21 protein-coding genes and 1 pseudogene are annotated in these 14686 nt (G+C 43.6%); 12 read left to right on the forward strand and 10 right to left on the reverse strand.

All coding sequences use genetic code 11. The annotated features are described in order from the left end of the window. Positions 1-76: 76 nt before the first annotated feature. On the forward strand, positions 77-676 hold the full coding sequence (locus NX720_RS26490; protein WP_262598600.1) for a hypothetical protein: 600 nt from the start codon (positions 77-79) through the stop codon (positions 674-676). Between the two features lie 262 nt (positions 677-938). On the opposite strand, the gene NX720_RS26495 is transcribed toward NX720_RS26490, so the two are convergent. Together NX720_RS26495 and NX720_RS26500 are read right to left on the reverse strand one after the other, a co-directional pair. After that, a complete protein-coding gene (locus NX720_RS26495) occupies positions 939-1295 on the reverse strand; it encodes a hypothetical protein (protein ID WP_262598601.1) in 357 nt (118 codons plus the stop codon). Next, positions 1256-1498 (reverse strand): hypothetical protein, encoded by a 243-nt coding sequence (locus NX720_RS26500; RefSeq protein WP_262598602.1) that lies wholly within the window; start codon positions 1496-1498, stop codon positions 1256-1258. The genes NX720_RS26495 and NX720_RS26500 overlap by 40 nt, the downstream gene beginning before the upstream one ends. 72 nt (positions 1499-1570) lie before the next feature. On the opposite strand from NX720_RS26500, the gene istA reads away from it, so the two are divergent. The 3 genes from istA (at position 1571) to NX720_RS26515 (ending at position 5117) form a co-directional block, all read left to right on the forward strand. Continuing rightward, positions 1571-3103, forward strand: a complete 1533-nt coding sequence (gene istA, locus NX720_RS26505) for an IS21 family transposase (RefSeq protein WP_262601675.1) — start codon at positions 1571-1573, stop codon at positions 3101-3103. An 11-nt stretch (positions 3104-3114) separates the two neighbouring features. Further along, positions 3115-3870 (forward strand): IS21-like element helper ATPase IstB, encoded by a 756-nt coding sequence (istB, locus tag NX720_RS26510; protein ID WP_262598603.1) that lies wholly within the window; start codon positions 3115-3117, stop codon positions 3868-3870. A 500-nt stretch (positions 3871-4370) separates the two neighbouring features. Continuing rightward, on the forward strand, positions 4371-5117 hold the full coding sequence (locus tag NX720_RS26515; RefSeq protein WP_262598604.1) for an AAA family ATPase: 747 nt from the start codon (positions 4371-4373) through the stop codon (positions 5115-5117). 51 nt (positions 5118-5168) lie between these two features. Here NX720_RS26515 and NX720_RS26520 read toward each other — a convergent pair whose 3' ends face one another. Continuing rightward, entirely contained in the window at positions 5169-5765 is a 597-nt protein-coding gene (locus NX720_RS26520; protein ID WP_262598605.1) for a hypothetical protein, read from the reverse strand. A 610-nt stretch (positions 5766-6375) separates the two neighbouring features. On the opposite strand from NX720_RS26520, the gene NX720_RS26525 reads away from it, so the two are divergent. Continuing rightward, on the forward strand, positions 6376-6591 hold the full coding sequence (locus NX720_RS26525; protein WP_262598606.1) for a type II toxin-antitoxin system Phd/YefM family antitoxin: 216 nt from the start codon (positions 6376-6378) through the stop codon (positions 6589-6591). Positions 6592-6600: 9 nt separating this feature from the next. Continuing rightward, positions 6601-6834 (forward strand): hypothetical protein, encoded by a 234-nt coding sequence (locus NX720_RS26530; protein WP_262598607.1) that lies wholly within the window; start codon positions 6601-6603, stop codon positions 6832-6834. A gap of 366 nt (positions 6835-7200) precedes the next feature. Here NX720_RS26530 and NX720_RS26535 read toward each other — a convergent pair whose 3' ends face one another. Together NX720_RS26535 and NX720_RS26540 are read right to left on the reverse strand one after the other, a co-directional pair. Further along, positions 7201-7626, reverse strand: coding sequence for a hypothetical protein (locus NX720_RS26535; protein ID WP_262598608.1), 426 nt, complete (start codon positions 7624-7626; stop codon positions 7201-7203). Positions 7627-7653: 27 nt separating this feature from the next. Further along, positions 7654-8076, reverse strand: coding sequence for a hypothetical protein (locus tag NX720_RS26540; RefSeq protein WP_262598609.1), 423 nt, complete (start codon positions 8074-8076; stop codon positions 7654-7656). A 212-nt stretch (positions 8077-8288) separates the two neighbouring features. On the opposite strand from NX720_RS26540, the gene NX720_RS26545 reads away from it, so the two are divergent. The 3 genes from NX720_RS26545 (at position 8289) to NX720_RS26555 (ending at position 10012) form a co-directional block, all read left to right on the forward strand. After that, on the forward strand, positions 8289-8540 hold the full coding sequence (locus tag NX720_RS26545) for a UPF0175 family protein (protein WP_262598610.1): 252 nt from the start codon (positions 8289-8291) through the stop codon (positions 8538-8540). A gap of 250 nt (positions 8541-8790) precedes the next feature. Beyond that, positions 8791-9438 carry a site-specific integrase gene (locus NX720_RS26550; protein WP_262598611.1) on the forward strand — a complete coding sequence of 216 codons (648 nt, stop codon included), beginning with the start codon at positions 8791-8793 and terminating at the stop codon, positions 9436-9438. A gap of 250 nt (positions 9439-9688) precedes the next feature. Next, positions 9689-10012 carry a hypothetical protein gene (locus tag NX720_RS26555; RefSeq protein WP_262598612.1) on the forward strand — a complete coding sequence of 108 codons (324 nt, stop codon included), beginning with the start codon at positions 9689-9691 and terminating at the stop codon, positions 10010-10012. Between the two features lie 185 nt (positions 10013-10197). Here NX720_RS26555 and NX720_RS26560 read toward each other — a convergent pair whose 3' ends face one another. Both NX720_RS26560 and NX720_RS26565 read right to left on the reverse strand, forming a co-directional pair. Next, positions 10198-10440: a hypothetical protein gene (locus NX720_RS26560; RefSeq protein ID WP_262598613.1), complete on the reverse strand. Its 243-nt coding sequence runs from the start codon at positions 10438-10440 to the stop codon at positions 10198-10200. Next, a complete protein-coding gene (locus tag NX720_RS26565; protein ID WP_262598614.1) occupies positions 10427-11116 on the reverse strand; it encodes a hypothetical protein in 690 nt (229 codons plus the stop codon). Before NX720_RS26565 ends, NX720_RS26560 begins: the two co-directional genes overlap by 14 nt. Positions 11117-11480: 364 nt before the next feature. Between NX720_RS26565 and NX720_RS26570 the strand changes: the two genes are divergently transcribed. The 3 genes from NX720_RS26570 (at position 11481) to NX720_RS26580 (ending at position 13031) form a co-directional block, all read left to right on the forward strand. Further along, complete coding sequence (locus NX720_RS26570; RefSeq protein ID WP_262598615.1) at positions 11481-12071, forward strand: hypothetical protein; 591 nt, start codon at positions 11481-11483, stop codon at positions 12069-12071. A 1-nt stretch (position 12072) separates the two neighbouring features. Continuing rightward, positions 12073-12249, forward strand: a complete 177-nt coding sequence (locus NX720_RS26575; RefSeq protein WP_262598616.1) for a hypothetical protein — start codon at positions 12073-12075, stop codon at positions 12247-12249. Between the two features lie 134 nt (positions 12250-12383). After that, entirely contained in the window at positions 12384-13031 is a 648-nt protein-coding gene (locus NX720_RS26580; RefSeq protein ID WP_262598617.1) for a hypothetical protein, read from the forward strand. Between the two features lie 54 nt (positions 13032-13085). Here NX720_RS26580 and NX720_RS27445 read toward each other — a convergent pair. The 3 genes and pseudogenes from NX720_RS27445 to NX720_RS26590 form a co-directional block, all read right to left on the reverse strand. Further along, positions 13086-13208, reverse strand: a pseudogene (locus NX720_RS27445) (KxYKxGKxW signal peptide domain-containing protein); the annotation flags it as partial. 3 nt (positions 13209-13211) lie between these two features. Then, a complete protein-coding gene (locus NX720_RS26585; protein WP_262598618.1) occupies positions 13212-14249 on the reverse strand; it encodes a hypothetical protein in 1038 nt (345 codons plus the stop codon). 179 nt (positions 14250-14428) lie between these two features. Further along, complete coding sequence (locus NX720_RS26590) at positions 14429-14683, reverse strand: tyrosine-type recombinase/integrase (RefSeq protein WP_404831034.1); 255 nt, start codon at positions 14681-14683, stop codon at positions 14429-14431. Between the last annotated feature and the right edge of the window lie 3 nt (positions 14684-14686).

Here is a 14686-nt window from a genome sequence, read left to right on the forward strand (position 1 = left end):
TTAGTAACTCGTCGTAAGCGCCGGGTAATATGACACAGAATAGTGTGTGTTAAATTAATTTATGTATGGAATAACTATGGACAGTAAGGATATTTTTCATCATCTAACTTCTTCAACACCAATGCCACTTACAGAACTTCCAAACTCATTTGGCATCTATGCACTTTGGGATCATGAGCATCAAATTCGCTATATTGGGTGTACTCCTAAAGCAACTGAAGGCTTCAAAATTCGAGTCGGAAGCAAACATGTGACAGGAAGCGAGGGGCGGAGCCACAAATTCTCACAAGCATATTGCACAGGCAGAATGTGGCGATACTGTCATAAGCTTGATCCAGAAGCTGCAGCACATGAACAAAACCCAAACAATGCGAAATTAGCTAAAAAGCTAAGAACTCTTTTTATCCGAAAATACTGCGCCATAACTTTTATCGAAATCCCCAAAATCAATTCAGATATGGACTATTTCAAATATTTAATAGCACTTGAATCTCAGGTACAAGAAATGGCACCTAAATGTATGCGAGCCTGGGAAGGTGTTAAATTTAAACCAAACAATGAACCTTCAGAGCTTGTTGATGCCTTAATTTTAGAAAACCCTGACCTGCGTAAAGCTGCTGAGAGACAGCTCGCTATATATAAGAAATATGTAAAAGAGTACCAAGAAGCTTTTTAATTTCAGTAGATAACAAATCAAATATCAGGCACTACAACTAACCTGATAGTGCCTGCCCTTCTCTCTTCCTCCCCTGAGCAAAAACAATACCTTCGTCCCACCCTAATGGCATCCTGCGGAGCATTCCACCGAGTAATGGAGAACACTTCTTTATGAGCAGAAGTCATCTGCTAATGGGCTCTTGCTTCAGCCTGATTTGGTATAAGAGCCCGCAGGGCTCAAAGCTGAACGGTGATGCCTTTGCCAATAATAAAGTCAACAATTAGCCAAGCCGTTTAAGATATGTAGAGTGGTACAGGTAACAAATGTATCCCTCATAGTTTGGAATTTTTCTGCATACTGCCATGTAACCATTTTCATCGGCCTCATTTGGAGAGTACGTAGCATCAGTCAAGAACACCAGCGCGCTCTGCCCATCTTCAGACATAATGCAATGATTTATTGTAATATTGCTGTGATTGGCTTTTGGGACAGGCAACAAAACGCTCAAGTCACTTATGTCCAGAAACTCAACATCAATGCCAATAGTTACCGAAATGGGCTTCCCATCAGAATCGATGTTGTTAAACGTTTGCTCAGTCAGATAATAATGCCAAGTTGTACATTCGTGCCTTTCCACTGCATATTCCGGCTCACCGTGAACACCCACTCCGGTTTATCGTGAACACCTATTCCGGAAAAGCGTGAACACCCATGCCGGCCAATCGTGAACACTTTTCGGTCATTTCCGGAATCACTGTTCACGATGCCGGAATCAGCGTTCACGACACCGGAATCATTTCCAAAATCAACGGATTTCCCCTCCTTAAGCATTGATTTCATTTAACTTCTGCCGCTTGCCCTGACTCAATCACAACAAGGAAAGCGGCTATGCCAAAGGAAAAGAGGCTATCAATGCGAAAAATTCGGGAAATTCTTCGGCTTCGTTACGAATGTCGTCTGTCTATCCGGCAGATATCTGCCAGCATCAGAGTGAGCACTGGCGCAGTCACCAAGTACTTGAGACTGTTTGAAAAGTCAGATTTATCCTGGCCTTTGCCTGAAGAACTGGACGACTCTGCTCTGATCAACCGGCTATCCCCTGAGGCAGCTGACCGCCAACATAAGGGGCTGATTGATCCCGATTGGGCTGAGGTTCACAGCACCCTCAAGCGCAAGGGCATGACTAAGCAGCTGATCTGGGAGGAGTACTGTGACGTTTACCCTCACAATGCCTACAGCCATTCCCAGTTTTGTCACCGTTACAGTGAATGGCGTAAAAAGCAGAAACGCTCTATGCGCCAGCTGCACCAGGCCGGGGAAAAGCTGTTTGTAGATTATGCGGGCCTGACGGTACCTATCGCCAGCAAGGAAACTGGAGAGACAGCACCTGCCCAGATTTTTGTGGCTGTGCTGGGAGCTTCCAGTTACACCTATGCTGAAGCCAGCTGGACCCAGAGCTCGGTGGACTTTATTGGTTCCCAGGTTCGCGCCCTCCAGTTCTTTGGCGGCGTACCGGAGATGCTGGTACCTGATAACCTGCGCAGCGCCGTCACCCGCGCCTGTCGCTATGACCCAGACATCAACCGCAGTTACCAGCACATGGCTGAGCATTTTGGCTGTTCCATCCTGCCTGCCCGACCTTACAAGCCAAAAGACAAGGCCAAAGTAGAAGTCGGTGTGCAACTGGTGGAGCGCTGGATTTTAATGCGCCTGCGTCATACCAGGTTCTTCTCCCTGGCGGAGCTGAACTGGGAAATACGACGCTTGCTGGAAGACCTGAACAACCGGCTATTCAAACAGCAACCGGGCTGCCGTCGCAGTCTGTTTGAGCAGCTGGACAAGCCCGCCCTGATGCCTTTGCCCAGGCAGCCTTTCGAATACCTGGAGTTCAAGATGGCCAAGGTCAGTATTGACTACCATGTGCAGTTCAGCAGTCACTTTTACTCCGTGCCTCACCAGCTGGTGCGCGAGCAGGTGGAAATCCGCGCCAGCCACCATACGATACAGGTTCTCTATAAAGGCAAGCCGGTCACCAGCCATGTTCGTCAATACGCAGCCGGAGGCTTTACCACCAAACCGGAGCACATGCCGAAGCGACACCAGAAACAACAGCAGTGGACACCGGGGCGCCTGTTGAGTTGGGCGCAGAAACTGGGGCCTGGTGTACTGGCATTTACCCGGAAACTTCTGGATCGAAAAACACACCAGGAACAGGCTTACCGAGCCTGCCTCGGGTTGCTGAACCTCGAGCGGGAATACGGTCACCAGCGACTTGATGCCGCCTGCCACCGGGCACTCAAAACCGGTGGGCAACGAGTCGCCAATGTACGTTCCATCCTGCAATCCGGTCTGGACAAAATCCCCCTGGAACAACCGAAAGAAAGCGGTACCGAACGTGTCACCATCAGCCATGAGAACATTCGTGGCGCAGACTTCTTCCATTGAGGAGTACGACAATGATAAACCAAACGGCAACCCGTCTGCGCGGCCTGAGACTCAACGGCATGGCCGATGCCCTCAACCTTCAGCACGAGCAGCCCGGCACCTACGAAGGGCTCAGCTTCGAAGAGCGTCTTGCCCTGCTGGTTGATCAGGAGGACGCAGACCGCAGCAACAAACGGTTAGCCCGGCTTCTCAGGGCAGCCCGGTTCAAACTGGCGGCAACACTGGAAGACATTGACTATGAGCAACCCCGAGGCATAACCAAGGCGCAAATGGCGACACTGGTCACCTGTGACTGGCTAAGGCGAAAGCAGAACCTGTTGATTACCGGGCCCTGTGGCACAGGCAAAAGCTGGCTGAGCTGTGCCTTCGGACACGGGGCTTGTCTGCGCGGGTACAGCGTTCGCTACTTCCGTACATCAAGGTTACTGGAAGCCATGACTATCGCCCACGGTGATGGCAGTTACAGCAAGCAGCTCAAACAGCTGGCCAAAGTAGACCTGCTGATCCTTGATGACTGGGGACTTGAGCCACTCAGCCAGAGCCAGCGCAATGATCTGCTGGAAGTTATGGATGATCGGCACAACCAGAGTTCCACCATCGTCACCAGTCAGCTGCCGGTCTCAAAATGGCATGGCAGCATTGGTGACGCCACCCTGGCGGACGCCATTCTGGATCGGCTGGCTCATAATGCCCACCGGATCAAACTCAAGGGAGAATCGATGAGAAAAACGAAGGCAAAACTGGAAGGTCGTGAACACCCAAGCTAAAAATTAAGAGAGGCAATGCTTAGGGAAGCGGAGGTGTTCACGCTTTCCGGAGAAAGCGTTCATTTTGACCGGAATATGCATCCACCAGATAATCTAAGGGCAGCTTCTGGAGATTCTTAATTGCTGTAGGGTTTAAATCGGATATTTTCACTGTAGTTCCTTGAACGGTTAGGGAATTACAACCTTGACTCCTGATCCAGGACCCAAGATCACAGAGCTTAGCTATTTTTCCAATATTTTCTTATTTAAGCTGGATGAGCCTGAATATAAAGGCAGCATCTACCTCCCATCACCGATCTCACCAGTCATGGAATATTGCAGTGTTCATACCGTAAGTTCGGAAGCTACAGCTCCGGTTTTTACTTGTTTGAGGATAGCGAGATAGAGTTTGTCTGTGAATTTTGATTTTTTATGAAAGATTTCATGGGTAGCGGTTATAAGAAAATGCTATTTTTGGGGCTTTGTTCAAGTAATAGAACCGCAAGCAGGAGAGCCATAACATGAGAAAGCTATTAAACCTTGGTTCTCCTTTTTTGCATAGAATTTCCAGTCTCGAAGAACGATTCGACAGAAGCCGTTTTCCCTTCAATATCCCTGCTTTTGGGGATGGAATTAATATTGCCCTTGATTCAAAAGTAACAATGCTGGTTGGTGAGAATGGCAGTGGAAAGTCAACGTTACTGGAAGCCATAGCAGAGTGTTGTGGCTTTAATCCCGAAGGTGGAAATCGAGATCATTACAGAGAACAGTTCGAAGATCGTTCCGATTTAGCCAGGGCACTTCGCTTGTCGTGGATGCCCAGAACGACAGAGGGATTCTTTCTCAGAGCTGAAAGCTTTTTCAACTTCGCAACCTACATTGAGGCTGTATCAGATCTGCGTGCTTACGGGGGGAAATCATTACATAAGCAATCACACGGCGAATCTTTCCTGGCATTATTTGAAAACAGATTCGAACAGGGGTTCTATATTCTCGATGAGCCCGAAGCCGCTCTTTCCCCACAAAGACAGCTCACTTTCATGAGTATTATCAACCAGCTGGAGGTTCCCGGCCACGCGCAGTTTCTGATTGCAACTCATTCTCCTATCTTATTGAGTTATCCGGGTGCAAAGGTTATTAGTTTTGATGATGGCCGCATAAAAGAAATAAACTATCAGGACAGCAGTCACTATCAGCTGACAAAATCGTTCCTGGAAGCCCCGGAAAGATATTTTCGCTGGTTATTCGAACAAACCGATGATGACTGAGTTACCAGGACATCTGTGATATAGGAGGCGTATACTACAGCACTGCTATATCTAATCAGTATTCCATAGATCACTTCTTTCCTTCTCTACCGCCCTTTCCTTCAGAAACTCTTTCAGTGCTGTATTAATCACCGCAGAGATCATAACGTCAGCAGGAGTATCAGTTTCCCACTCGTAAAGGTTTAATAATTTCATCTGGAGCGAACCACTAAGTACCATGGAGACAGTTGTTGACCTGTCAGTATTTTTACAACTGGAGAGAATATACAGATCCCCCACCTCACCGCTTTTTAGCTCACTGGCAATGATTTGCAGGAACTCCATACAAAGTCTCTCGTTTTCAAAGACACCATAGCCCTTTGGCAAGTGCTGTTCCATTTCGCCTGATATTGCATCCAATATCTCGCAAAAAAAGCCAAGATCAATAGCACTATGCGTCTTTTTGATTTCTGACAATAGATCAGAAATGTACCGAACATACTTAGCTATCGATTCTGATGCGTGGTGATCCCCCATTGACTGATTTTTAAGGAATAACTCCGCCAAAGACAGCATCTCTTCAAGGTCGTCAACCCCATAGGGGATGTCCGTTACAGTCCCTTCAAATAGTAATGACAGACTTCTGTTATCAACGTTGATAGCATTCATAAGGGTTCAGAACTCATATTTTTGGTTTTGAAATGGCTGACGCAGCATGGTCAGTAAATCAGCCATTTGTCCCAATAAAGGCCAGCTTTATAGTCATTTAGTCCCGGATACCACATGATTTTCGGGAATCTTTGAATTAATTTGTCAGAGAATAGTATAAAAAAAGGTCGTCGACATCTTGTCATTGGCTGCTATGATTATCTGTCCCATTTCACAGGATGTGTAACATGAATCCATCAATTCCTTTTGAGGGCTATTACAGCAAAGACATCTTCTAGCTTTATTAAGTTGGAGATGTGGCATGAGTATTAAAAATAAGACCAGAGATCGCGATGTTAATGGTCGCATCAAACGTAAGTACACAGGTCCCGAGAGTGGTTATTGGTTAAGGCAGACACCGTCTTGGTATGTCACGCAGTTTATGACTCGACCAGATAGACGGAGAGCCAAAAGACTCTGTGCTCAAATCCTAAAGGGTCTTGATTGTGATGGGGCCACTTTCCCTCTGGGTAATCATAAACCCCATATTTACTACTGGTGATATTTGCACCCTTTAGAAAACCATTCCCATAGGAATGGTTTGTACCCTTATACAAGGTTTGTAGCAGCAATGAGCACGATCGCTTTCTCCCGCTTTCGCAGAAATATGACAGGCGTTACAAAAAAACTGGCTGACAACCGGATTCAAAAACTGGTCATCTGTCGACGGGGGAAGCCATGGGTAGTCGCTATGAGTCCTAAATATTACGAAGGCCAAGAAAGCCTGATCAAGCAGCATATAGAGCACATACAGGAAACCCGTAGCAGTGAGAAAACACCCAAATAGAGGCGCATCTTGATCAAAACCGAACAAAAACAGGTTCAACAGGATATCGAAGTGGCTATCGAGTGTGATCGCTGTAAGAAAGTATACAGCAAAGACAATTACGGCTACCACGAAATATTGCGACTCGATTTTACGGCAGGGTATGACTCCGCCTTTGGAGATGGTTATCGGGTTCAGTGCGAACTGTGCTCAGAATGCCTTCATGAATTGATCTCAGGTTTCTGTCGTAAGAGCGAATATTGAGCGTTGCTTGCTTCTCTTGAAAAGATCGATCTGAAGATGGTTATATCTTTACCATCGGTTGGCTGCAATGATTGGTATTCTGGACAGTTATCATATCCCCCTAACATGTTATCTGGCTTTTTCATCCAACCGCCACACACACCATAAAACGCCTCCCAAAGCAGCAATCGTCAGCATCACTCCACTCATCCAGAGCCAGAGTAGATGCCGGTCATACCAGTACCAAACTCCAACTAAAAGGGAGGCAAGAGCGGCAGGCAGGCCAACCAGAATGAAGAAGCGCATATTCCCCTCAGTCGTTTAAATGTTCTCCCAAAGCGTATCAAAACCAGCAAAAGGAAGCTTTGGGTATCCCATAGGATGGGTTCAATTTTCAGCCATCAGTTGATCCAGCTTCTTTTTCATTAATCGCTGCCGATCCTGCTCTTCAAGGTAGTACTCCAACCGTTTTTTGATTTGTTGATCCCTTGGCTCATCAGGCTTCCCAAAACTCAGAAAGCCTGACACATAGGCATACTTATTTCCTCTAGTATAATGTTCCTCGATACGCTCATCGACTTCCTTTATGACACGGGCCATCAGCATCTCACTGTCCAAATCAACAAGATCAAACCGGGCATTGGAGAATTGTCTGATACATTCCCAGACCGGCAGTGGGATGCGCACCATGACACTGTTCTGGCTGGCTTCGAATTCAACATTATCCAGTGACAGGTAGATAAAATCATCATCAAGGATTTCTTCATAGAGGTGAAAACCATCCCCGTAAGCCAAGCTGCATTTGGTCGACATATTCGCTCCTTTGCATGTGATTGATTATTATTCCCGCTTTCCTGCTTCCAGAATGGGTATATTGGCTTCTGTTGGTATGTAGACGGTGGTTTTACCCGACTCATTCTGGGCGACTTCGGTAATCCAGAGATAGCGCAGGTATGACTCATTTTCCTTCAGGCTTTCACCAATAATCCTGTTGGCCTCTGCTACCCCTTTGGCCCGTTCAATCTCAGCAGCAGCCAGCAAAGAAGCCGCTTCCTTCTTTGCTTCGGCTTCCTGAATAGCAATTTGCCGGTTGTATTCTGCCCGTTTCAACTCAGCCTGTCCCGCCAGGCCTTGCTGCCAAACATTATAAGACGGGCAACCAGCCATACTGGCAAGAATAATGATCGCCAGGGCAACTCCAAGGTCACGCAGCAACACGCCCCACTTGGTATCGTGTTCATCCTCATCCCAATACCTACTCATGTTTTCTCCGGAAACCACTGCCATATAAATACCAAAAACGGGCTCCAATAACCTACGCTGACAAAAGGCTCTTTCATTTATAGATTGTTATTCAAGAGAAAAAGTCTAGACAAAAAGCCAACATTCACCAATGCTTGCCTTCATCACTGCGCCAACCTTGAACGCAGCCGTTATGGGATAACCTGTGTCAGGTGACATCCGGAAGATCCTTTATGAAACTACCAGAAACAAATCACACCACCCTTACCGATGACGGTAAGCAGTCCACCAATGATCCAAAATCAACCGAATTATTCCTGCAGGCTGTCAACCTGTTTACCGAAGGCTCCATACCCATCACAACAGCAGCCAGGCTCGCCCAATGCTCGCTAGAGGAGTTTATAAAAGCAACAGCGCCCTGCGACATCGATATCGTCGATTACCCACCCGAAGACCTGGTGGAAGAGTTGCGCCATTTGGAATAGACACGGTGCAAAACCAAAAGCACTTGCATGGCCACATCGATAAGTCGCCTGCTCCACAGCCATACCACCAAACCATTACCTGCCACCGCTACTGCTAAACAATTGCACCCACACCGAACCTGGACACACTGAAAGTAGAGCAAACGTACCTGTCAAATGGGGGAAAGCGGTGGGTTCCAATAAATATTTTTAACTGAATTTTTTGTCCTACTATTAATGGCCACTTTACAAGCAACAAGAATTGTAACGAATGCCAGTAAATAAATTTTTCACAGAAATAGAAATTAAAGAATTAATTTTCAAAAACTCTACACTGCCATTTGGTTATAGAAATGCTGCTTTAATTCTCGGTGCAGTTTATTGGGGACTTACTCCATCTGAGTTATCCTTGTTAAGATTAAAAGATGTTATGCATGAAGAAGGCGTTTTTTATAAAGCTTGGATAGTACCAGAAAGTATCGCTTACAACGGTTTTGCTAGAGAACTGCAAACATCAGACAAGATACTCCCATTTTTTGAGAAGTATATGAAATGGAGGTCAAGTTTTAACATTTTCCCAAGTTCAAGTCATCTATTTAGACATTCTCAGGGGCAAAGCCCATTCTTCATAAATGATATATATAGAGCATACAAATTATCACCCAGCAAAACTGGCAACCCGGATTCTCAAGCAAAATCTATGAGCAATAAGCTAATGCAGCTCATCGGTAATGCAAATATCAATGGTGCGACTCCATCAACATTTAGAGATACATTCGTAAGAGAAATGTACAAAAAGGGATGCCAATATAATGAATTGAAATTAGTATCAGGTATTAGAAAAAAAGAGACCATCGATAGAAAAATATCACCTAATGAAATAGAGTTGTGCAACATTTACCAGTCGATTTTTACTTAATAAAACAATTATTATATCTCAAAGCTGCAACTAATAATTCCACAACCTATTCCTTTTACCCAGTCAACTACTACCGTGGAACTAAGCTACTATTGATCCTGTCAGTCAGGCTCAGGGGTTACATGACAGATACGGATACACCGCATTATTCTTTGTGCTGAAAGCAGCCATTTTTATAAATAATTCATGCTTTTTTCCAGCCTGTCAGCTACTATCAAAATTTATGATCGCTGCATAATCAGGTATCGAAATGACTGAACAATTCTTGCTTGATATACGCCAACATGACGGTGTTTTTTATCAAGATCTTGCAGGCCAATTTGATCGGTATGAATGCCCAGACTTCCTCCTCAACCTGAGAACAGTAGTACGTATCCGATACGATAATGCAGATGACAGCTTTCTGAGGCTGGAGGCTATTCGTGGCAGCATCCAGTTCATAGAGATTAGTGGCCAGGAGCTTTTCCTACTCTTCAGCGATGCAGGCATGGGCGAGTATAACCGCTACAAGCGGCAGATAAGCGAGTTTGTTATTGGTTCATGCGGTCAGAAACCAGAGCTGGAAGTCGTTTAATCTACAGATGCCATAGAGGCAGTTTTACAAGCTGTCCTGACATCTTCGCCTGCTCCCAATTCCCCAGTATGACACTGAAGAAGCTATGAATCTTCAATCCAACAAGCAGCAAACCAGCCCCAAAAGAGAATGCTTTTGCGACATCCTCTTCGGTGCATGGTTGCTTGAGCGAAAGTTCGATATTCTCAGTCTCTTTTATAGCCGTCTACATAATGTTCGTAATGATATTCACACAAATAAAAATCAGAAACCTCATATTCTGCTGGTGTAGGGTCTGCGCAGTGATCACAGGTTTCTTTTGAAATCCTTGATTGCTCCTGACACTTCGGGCAGGTAGGATTGATTTCATCAAACTCATCATCAATAAAGTCAAAGTCAGACCTATCAAAATCGCAGCCACACACAGAGCATTCCTCACGCTGACACATTTGCTATCTCCCATACTGAGCTTTCATCAATATTAAAATAAAGACTGAAGCTGTTCCGGTTACACCTTTCAGGCAAAAAACCCTGATATAAGGCAGCAATGATTAAAGATCCATGTGATATATAACAACCCTCAGCATATTTTTTATTCAAATAACGTTCAGCCATATGCTTAAGTTCGTAACTGTTAGTTTCGCTATTGAGTGTGAAACCTGGTCTAAGTTTTGTCACAAACTCAAGAGCCAAATTTATTTCTCTAAGACAGGAAGGGTGAAAGAGAACATTATGTTCACTAGAAATTAACTCTTTACGTAGCTGATCAGTTTTAATTTCAGGTTTTTCTTTAGCTATCACATCTAAATATAATGGGTTATAGCCATCAACTCCAAACTGGGTCAGCCTTGGATTTTCAGAAGATATAATATCCAGTTCTTTTTCAGTTATTTCCTTAGAATTACTTCTGTTTTTTTCAATCCGCAATTTTAGCAGCTTCTTTATTGCTCGCTCCCAAGGAATTTGATTTTTTGAACCAAAGTTCCGACCAGCGATAATTGCCAAAGCTACTGATCTTTTTACTAAATTTTTCTTGCTTAACTCCCTAGCGTTCTTCTTACTTTCCCTTACACTCATTCCATTTGGGAAAATCAGGCCATCTTGAAATGATCTATATTTCGACACAATAGCATCCTGATCAGCAGGATTGAAGCCGTCGACACACTACAATTACCTACTTTATCAGAATCGTTAATAAAAGGTTCTGTAATGCCTTTGCAGGCTTCGCCAGTAGTGTCAGCTGGGCTGGCTCTTATGGAGCACCAACCAAGTTTAATCACAAGTGCTGGAAAGTTCCAGTTTTAGTCTTCTCCAAAATGAAATGAGCCTGAAGGAGAGCTCATTTCATTTTGGGAGAGATTTCATTAAGAAGTTACGATTTCTAGGATTAAAATTGATATTTTGAACTTTTTTAAATATTGCTGTTCAAAACCCCTGTGTTTCTAATTTCGAAACATGAGGGTAGAAAGAAAAAAGAAGGAGTTTAACCATGATAACTAGGATAGATATCAAGGACATACGGAAGAAAAAACACAATATGGATTGGGTTCCGTACCCGATAGCTGCTGAAATTTTGCAGGTATCAGTAACAACTATCAGAAAGATGATTGAGGGTGGTTCCTTGAAAGCCCAAATCATCTGCTCAGAGTTGACTGGAAAATCATGGAAGGGAGTTCTTTGGCGTTCAATTAAAAACGAATTGATTAAATCTGATAATCGAGAAAATGAGGAATTAATAATGATAAATGATATTGATAAAATGCTTGAAGAAACAGGAAGGCTGAAAACCACTATTACATATAGTGAAATTATGCATCCATTAAATCTAGATCACAGCCTTTCTAATGATCGCTACAAGCTTGGGTGTAGCTTGTTAGTTCTTGCCAAGGAAAGCCTAAATGACCCGGAGCGTGGATTCATGATAACAGCTCTAGCAGTGTTAAAAAAAACGGGAAAGCCAAATGATAAATTTTTTGAGATAGCGCAAATGCTAGATGCAATGAAGCCCAATGAGTCTCGTGAAGATTTCTTCAAGCGACAAATTAAAAGCATCTATGATTTTTATAGCAAGAAAAACTAAAATGATTGGCTCCGGAAATGAAATACTTGGGTATTCCGGAGCCATCAGTCTACTGCCCCCCTATTCCCCTGCAACACTGTGCCCAAAAATCTACGCTTCTGGACATATCGAGACTTTCATGTATGCTTTGCTTCAACGTAACTCTATAGAGCTGTTGCGTGGGCCATATGAAGCCTGAGTCCTCACTCCAGTCATACATCACAGCAAGCAAATGTGTTTCATGATAGCTACGCTGATCGCGTGTTTATCCGATGTTACTTATGTTCGTTAAACGAGGCTGCACATAAGCAATACCAATAATTGGACAAATACATGAAAATCAGTACAAAGCGTGAGGCTCATTCTTTAGTGGCCAGCCTGAAATCATACCTACTTGATCACGAGTGCAAAGTAACAACCTGCCGCTTGAAAGAGCATTTTTCTCACGCACTTGGATACAAATCTTTTAATGGCCTACTTGCTGTAATCCCTGTAGAAATCAACCTCGATGAAGATACTGATCGGAAATTCGATGATTTGATTGCTGCGACTCACGGTTATTGCGAATTGGCGCCAGATGGTTTTAGAGCACTCCGCAACTTGGAGGTTACAGATCAGGGCGCATACTCAGATATGTGGCCGATTGATCCAAGGTCACTCTTTCCAGAGAAAATCAAAGACAATGAGATGCTCTGGTATCTGACTCAACAGGGATGGCTACGCTGGGATGAGATCAAGGACATTAGAAAAATGAAAACCGGACTGAATGTTTATGAAGTGATGCATTCTCACAGAAGTCACTTTTTCGGTGCCGTTACCGGTATGACGAGAAGTATTTGGGATGCCGTCACTGAGCGATATGGGTTTGAATTAGAGGCCGACAAACTTGCTGATAAATACGGTGATAGACCTGATACCGGTGAGTGGTTTAGTGAATTAGAGCCCTATGAGTATACTCCATCGCCCATGCTTAACAGTTGACTATAAATGTACTCAGCAAGTGCCGTGTAACACGGCATTTGCTCAGCTTGACCCCTACCTTCCTTTTCCCATGGAAAGCCAAGGCCAATCGAAAGGTAATCTCAAACCGGTGATTTTGGGGCATTTAAGAGCGACGGTAACAGAGCTGGAGATAAGCCAGCTCTTACCCGATTTAAATTTCTATTCGACTGGTGTAAGAGTTTTAGTGTTTCTTCCGACTGATGTTACATTTGATGCTAGCCTTGTACTTTCAATAACTTTTATTTCACTACCAGACTGATTACTGCCCTCATTAACAAAGCCTGACGAACTAGTTGAAAATATTGATTTTGTAGTTTCAAGTAATACAGCATTTCTAGTTGCTTCATCATTATCAGCCGCATCACGAAATAGCAGAAATGATTTAAGTCCATTAGCCTTCTGTAAATTTATTGTTTGCTGATGACGTAAAATTCTGTATATACTTCCGCACCAGATACCACCTGAAATTAAGACTGCAATAAGTGTTGCTCGAGATGCCCATTCATACCATGCGGATACACCAATTAACTGATACATGAAAATAACGATCATTGAAATTGTTACTGCAAATATTCCAGCTGTTATTTTCAACCATGTTTTTGCCTCAGCAGCATTTTCATTAGCAGCATTATTAAATTGTTCAGTAAAAATTGTAACACCTTTATCTCCAGCAAAATCTTGTGCCTGCTGAATTATTTTTTTCATCAGGCCTTCTTGCGTTTCAATTCTTCCTTTTGCGGCTTTTATGATTCCCTCTCCAGTTTCAATAGCTTCTTCTAGGTTTTTAATATTCCGAGAGACATCACCTTTTTGGTAAGCAAGATATGAAATCCATTGAGCCATTTGTACAGTTATTGTGTCGGCATGTTTTTTTACTTGTTCGCCTAATGTGCGAACTGTCTGTTGAGGGTTGTTAGCTGTAGAACTATCAAAATCGTCAATTTGTTCAAAATGGCTAGATGCTTGTTGAATAACATTCCCAATTTGATTTAATTCTTGATCAGGAAGAAGGTAAAAGGGTAAATCAATAAATATTCTTGCAAGTCCAAAAGATCTTTCAAAATCGCCTCTATACGATTCAAATGATAATACTGAACCCCACTCTGGGCGACTGTATATCCTATCAGAATCAAATTTAATTAACTTCTTTAGCTTTTCATCTAAATCCATTACAGCTTGTCTTTGTAGCTCGTTCATTCTCTTTCCTTGAATTTTCTATCAAAATTAAACTAAAAATTAAATCTTAGTTAAGTGGCACCTTCGCTCGCAGGACCAACCAGCAGGATTCTCACACTCAATAATTTTATCCCTGATGTTAGTGCCAATCGTAGCCATTATTTTCTGCTCATTAAATTCTATAGTTTCAGGCTTTAACATTATTTGACCTCTTTATTTTCAGATAAATTATAATCACTGGCAGACCAGTAATGGATTGAGGATAAAGCTTTTTTGATAGAAGAGTACTCCGGATCAACGTATTCATAGGGCATATCCTCTGTGTGGTGACGTAACAACATGCAAAGATGTTTTTCAGAAGCGCCCTGACGAGCTAGTCGTGTTGCAAACGTCCTCCGCCCTGAATGTGTAACGAACCCTTCAATTCCAGCCTCTCGCCCCCAGGTTGTAACCATTGC

This window comes from Endozoicomonas euniceicola, assembly GCF_025562755.1.
Lineage (GTDB): Bacteria > Pseudomonadota > Gammaproteobacteria > Pseudomonadales > Endozoicomonadaceae > Endozoicomonas_A > Endozoicomonas_A euniceicola.